Origin of the sequence: Vibrio fujianensis, assembly GCF_002749895.1 — a bacterium.
Classification (GTDB): Bacteria; Pseudomonadota; Gammaproteobacteria; order Enterobacterales; family Vibrionaceae; genus Vibrio; species Vibrio fujianensis.
The window spans coordinates 146,921-151,748 of sequence record NZ_NBUS01000054.1 but is presented as its reverse complement, the minus strand read 5'-3'; the positions used below and the strand labels follow the sequence as shown (position 1 = coordinate 151,748).

Genomic DNA, 4,828 nt, shown 5'->3' with positions numbered 1-4,828 from the left:
GACGGCATTGATGGTGAGTATTAAGAGTAAAACACTGTAAGCCACTTTGCACAACGCGGCCGTTCAATTCATGATGACGTTGCATCACCTGCTTCGGAGCAAAAATTGTTTGCACCGCCTCTCCGCTCAGTTGGGCAATGAACTGGGCAAACGCGGTAATCGCCGCTCGCAACATCACGCCATGTTCAAGGCTGGCCTGTCTCCCTTGATGTTTTGTCAGTTGTTCGAAGACTTTTACAGGCACAGAGGTTCGCACTGTCTCAGCATGACGTTGAATGGTTTTCAGCCGTTCACTCCCCAGTAATTCGATACGATTACTCACCCCTTCACAGGTGGCAAGCCATTGATAGGCAGTTTTGAGTGGCTCTTGGCATAAATAGAGTGGATGCGCGAGTGGCCACACCAGCTCGTTAGGCTGCGTCCCTGCCTGAACATTGTGTTCACCATGATAAAAACGGCTCAGTAAACGAAACACCGTCTGCCAATTCAAACTTTGCTCGAGAATGCGATGGTGACGTATCGCCAGTATTGGCTCCTCACCCAATAATAAGCGAAATTCCATAGGGGCTTGCGAAGATAAGTTGATGCGCTCATGTTGCCAATTCAGCAGATACTGAATCGCTTCATCCCGACCATCGAATGGTATCAATTCGACTCTCTGCCTCTTAGATGTCTTGTGCTTAATCAGTTCAAAATCTTCCGTGAGTTGGTAGCGGCTATCGAGCATAGGCAATGATTGAATCACCTGTTCTAGGGCCTCTAAAAGTAAGGAGAGCTTGATCTCCTTAGTGAAACGGAAGGCATTCAGTCGTTGGTGGGAACAATCACCACACTGCTGATGATGTAGCCAAACCTGTTGCTCAAAATCGCTGGCTTGCACAGTCTGTTCTCTCGCACATAATGCTGTGATGACATTTTGTTCGCTCATACATCACTCCTTGTGGTTACAACCTGGAATAGGAAACGATTGAGGCTGATGAGCGGTTATCAACGATGACCGCCAGGCATTGTCAACGAATGCAATCCACTCATTTAAGGTTGGATGAGACGCCAAAGGTAAATACCCAATATAAATTCCACACTGTGCGCTGAAACGTTCACTAAGACGTAAAATAAGCAAAGAGTGGAGGCCGAGTTGATAAAGATTCGTATCAAAAGAAAAAGAATCGGTAGGCAGTGTAAGCATTTGACTCACTTCGCTTACGACCAACTGCTTTGCATCAACCATTACAAAACTCCATGAATTTTAACAAATATCAGCTTATGAACCACGGCTAACCATCGTTAGCTCACAAGCAAGAAAATTGTGGTGCCTGTACTCAGGCACCAAAGGAGATCAGAAGTCCAATTGCAAAGACACACCGACCAAGCGTGGCTGCTGAGTCACTGCCGTATGCACGTCGTTATCAGTGATCATGGTTGGTTGAGTTGAGTTGAATAGGTTAGTAGCAAACAGCGTTGCACGCCCCATGTTGAAGTTGTAGGCCAGCTGTACGTTAGTGATCCAATCTGCATCTATCTTACCCATCTCATCATTGTCATAGTACGAGTAATAATTGTCGGTGTAATTGATTGTCGTACTGAAGACGAAATCGTTGAATAAGGTATAATCCGCACCAAAGTTCATGCTATAAGACGGCGCGCGCGGCAATTCATTACCTTCGTACTCACTGCCGCTAAACTCGTTGATCTTCGTTTTCAACAAACCAAACGATGCCGACAGTTCTAGATCTGAAATTGGAAGCCAGCGCGTGCTGAATTCAGCCCCATAAGTATGCGCTTTCTCAGCATTGATGATTTTTGTCGTCCGAGCACTAATGTAAAATGGCAGTTGCAGATCATCATAATCGTTGTAGAAGAAGTTCGATGTTAGCTCCACTTTACCATCCGCTAAGCGGTGACGGGTGTACATTTCATAGCTCCAAACATACTCCTCGTCATAAGTGTACGCGGTGTAAGGTGTATCGAAGGTCATGCCGGCTCCTCCGGCGTTATACCCCTTAGCAACCATCACACCAACCGTATGATCGCGGTTAAGTTTCCAGGCCACATCCGCTTTAGGCAGAAAGACATTGTAGGTTTCATCAAAGTCAACCGCTACCGTTGAACTGCCACCTTTACGGGTACGATGCTCCCTCTCCAGCCGCCCAGCCAAAGTTAGATCCACCGTGGGTAACACCGTATAGGTCACTTCAGCAAAAGCAGAACTGGTTTCTGTTTTGTCGTCAAATGTACTTCCACCAAACAGATAAACGTATTCGTCTTGTGAGGAGTGATAGTAGCGTAGCCCCGCTAGACCGCGCCATTGATCGTCGCTGCTGACAAAATGCATCACTGGCTCAATATGAAACTCCGCACCATCAATATTGGCATAGGGCAAATTAATCGCTGTTCGGCGATCAATGGTAAAGTCGGTGTAGGCAACTTGGTTCTCAACGCGCACATTACCCACGGTTTGATACTCTAAATCCCAAATAGCGCTGGTATTTTTTGTTTCAAATACAGGGCGACGTTCATCATATCGAGCGCTCTGATGCTCAGGCGAAGGAATCAGCGCTTCGTTTTGTGGGGCTTTACTGTCAAAGTGATTAACCGTCAGTTTGGTAGACAATCCTGGCAACGCAGAAGGTTCATATAGCAATTTACCCCGAGCATTAATGGTTTCGACATCACGCGGATCGCCAATCGGATCGTAAGATGGCATATCAACAAAGCTTTCTCTGGTTTGCCTATCTATCGACAGACGAAAAGCGAGTTCATTCTCAATAATAGGGCCAGATACAACGGCAGCAGTCTGCGCATAGCCTTGCTCACCGACAGAGCCACGAACCGAACTTTCCCAATGATAAGTAGGATCTTTCGATTGTAAAACGACCGCACCAGCCATCGCATTACGCCCCTGAATATAGCTTTGTGGGCCGCGATACACCTCAACCTGCTTCAAATCCCACAGAGATTGTGGGCCAAAGGCCAGTTCATTGTAAGTCAGCGAACGGCCATCAAGTGATACGTTCAAACGTGGACGAGTCCCGTTAAGAAAAGCGTTCGCACCACGAGCCGCGCCAGAGCCGTCAATACCACGAATCGCTGGCACATCGTTACCAATACCGACATCGACAATATTGGGTGTACTTTGTAGCAGATCCGTCACATTGGTCGCATTGGGCATTGAATCTATTTTGCTCTCATCAAATACAGTGACACTCGCACTGGTTTCTTGCATTGAACGCGTCGTTTTTTCTCCATACACAGTAATGGTCGACATCGCAACGGCTGAACGACTAGAGTTCTCTTCTGTTTGAGCCATCACTAATGGGGTATGGCATAACGTCATTATTATGCCCGACAAAATGCAGATCTTTGTCTTGATTGTGGTGGGTGGGATGCTTTGTCTAACTCGCGAGGATCCTGTCATTTTTTTCTCCTTTCATCAGTATAAACGTCATACGCTCACGTTGAATTTGCACGGCTGAGCTAACCCACGGCATACAGCAAATCGACGACGTGAATGGATCGGTTTAGTCACATTCCAAATTAAATGGATGAACTACTTTAGAACTGAGAAACTTAAATGTAAAGAATTATCATTTACATTTGGTAATGATTTGCATTTTATTTTTATTCAGAGAAAAAAGCGCTCTATGTTCGTCGAGCATCAAACGAAATGGATATCATCTTTACCGAGCAATTTTCACAAACGCGGTGTACGCGTCAGCAGCCAAAGCAGATAAAAACCACCCACAATACCTGTCATGCGACCAATCGGCAGCGTCAGATTGAGCGGTTGCAGTTGGGTGATCAGATCCGCTACCACCATCAACAAAGCGCCCATCACCGCGCAACCATACACAGGTAACTGTGAGGCTCGTAACAAGCGGCTGATCAGTTGTGGTGCTGCCAACGCAATAAATGCAATGGGCCCAGCAGCACCAGTCGCAGTCGCAGCCAATACCACCGCGATCAATAACATAACAAGACGGATATGCTCGACCCGAATCCCTAACTGAATGGCTAAATCGTCGCCCATTTCAAGCATTGCCAATGGCTTAGCCAACAACATCACCATCGGAACCAATAGCAGCGTTCCGACCATCACGGGAATCACATGTAGCCATGTACGAGCGTGTAACGACCCTGCCAACCATAAATTGGCGGTGACCGCATTATCAATATTGCCTTTTACTAACATCAGCCCATTGAGCGCGCTCAATACCGAGCCAATACCTATTCCGGTGAGAATCAAGCGATAACCGCCGACCACTCCCGCTTTGCGTGAGAGAAGATACACCGCAACGGCAGTCACCATACCGCCAACCATCGCCGCCAGCACGACCTGCATTGGTCCTTGTTCAAACAGCACGATTTGTGCAATCGCTCCGGTCGCAGCTCCGGTAGTAAAACCAATCACATCGGGCGAGCCGAGCGCATTACGTGATACAGACTGAAAAATCCCACCCGAGACGCCCAGTGCCGCGCCAACAAATACCGCAGTCACAATGCGCGGCAAGCGAATATTCCAAACAATACGTTCTTGAACCGAGCTACCCTGCCCACCCATAACCTGCCATAAGTCCGGCATCGAGATGGTATAACGTCCTATTGTCAATGCATACGCCGCCAGCAGCACGACCAAGAGTGTTAACAGCAATAACCAACGTATAGAACTGACCGAATAACGCACGGATAATTCACCGCAGCGCCAAACTTGAGAAACCGGTTGAGAGAAACGACTCATAACTGTGCTATCTTCCATTTGCGAACCAAAACCACAAAAAATGGCCCGCCAATTAGCGCCACCATGATACCGACGCTGATTTCATCCGGATAA

At 47.3% G+C, this 4,828-nt stretch carries 3 protein-coding genes and 1 pseudogene; all 4 read right to left on the bottom strand.

Annotated features, from left to right (window positions below):
* Window positions 1-928: pseudogene (locus B7C60_RS19415) on the bottom strand (condensation domain-containing protein); the annotation flags it as partial.
* A gap of 3 nt (window positions 929-931) precedes the next feature.
* Window positions 932-1,228 carry an acyl carrier protein gene (locus B7C60_RS13805; RefSeq protein ID WP_099612164.1) on the bottom strand — a complete coding sequence of 99 codons (297 nt, stop codon included), beginning with the start codon at window positions 1,226-1,228 and terminating at the stop codon, window positions 932-934.
* 108 nt (window positions 1,229-1,336) lie between these two features.
* Complete coding sequence (locus tag B7C60_RS13800; RefSeq protein ID WP_099612163.1) at window positions 1,337-3,349, bottom strand: TonB-dependent receptor; 2,013 nt, start codon at window positions 3,347-3,349, stop codon at window positions 1,337-1,339.
* Window positions 3,350-3,691: 342 nt separating this feature from the next.
* Complete coding sequence (locus B7C60_RS13795) at window positions 3,692-4,753, bottom strand: FecCD family ABC transporter permease (RefSeq protein WP_425445514.1); 1,062 nt, start codon at window positions 4,751-4,753, stop codon at window positions 3,692-3,694.
* Between the last annotated feature and the right edge of the window lie 75 nt (window positions 4,754-4,828).

Bases quoted from the DNA above. Each gene is read 5' to 3' on its own strand.
- B7C60_RS13805 (WP_099612164.1), bottom strand. From the start codon at position 1,228: ATGGTTGATGCAAAGCAGTTGGTCGTAAGCGAAGTGAGTCAAATGCTT.
- B7C60_RS13795 (WP_425445514.1), bottom strand. From the start codon at position 4,753: ATGGAAGATAGCACAGTTATGAGTCGTTTCTCTCAACCGGTTTCTCAA.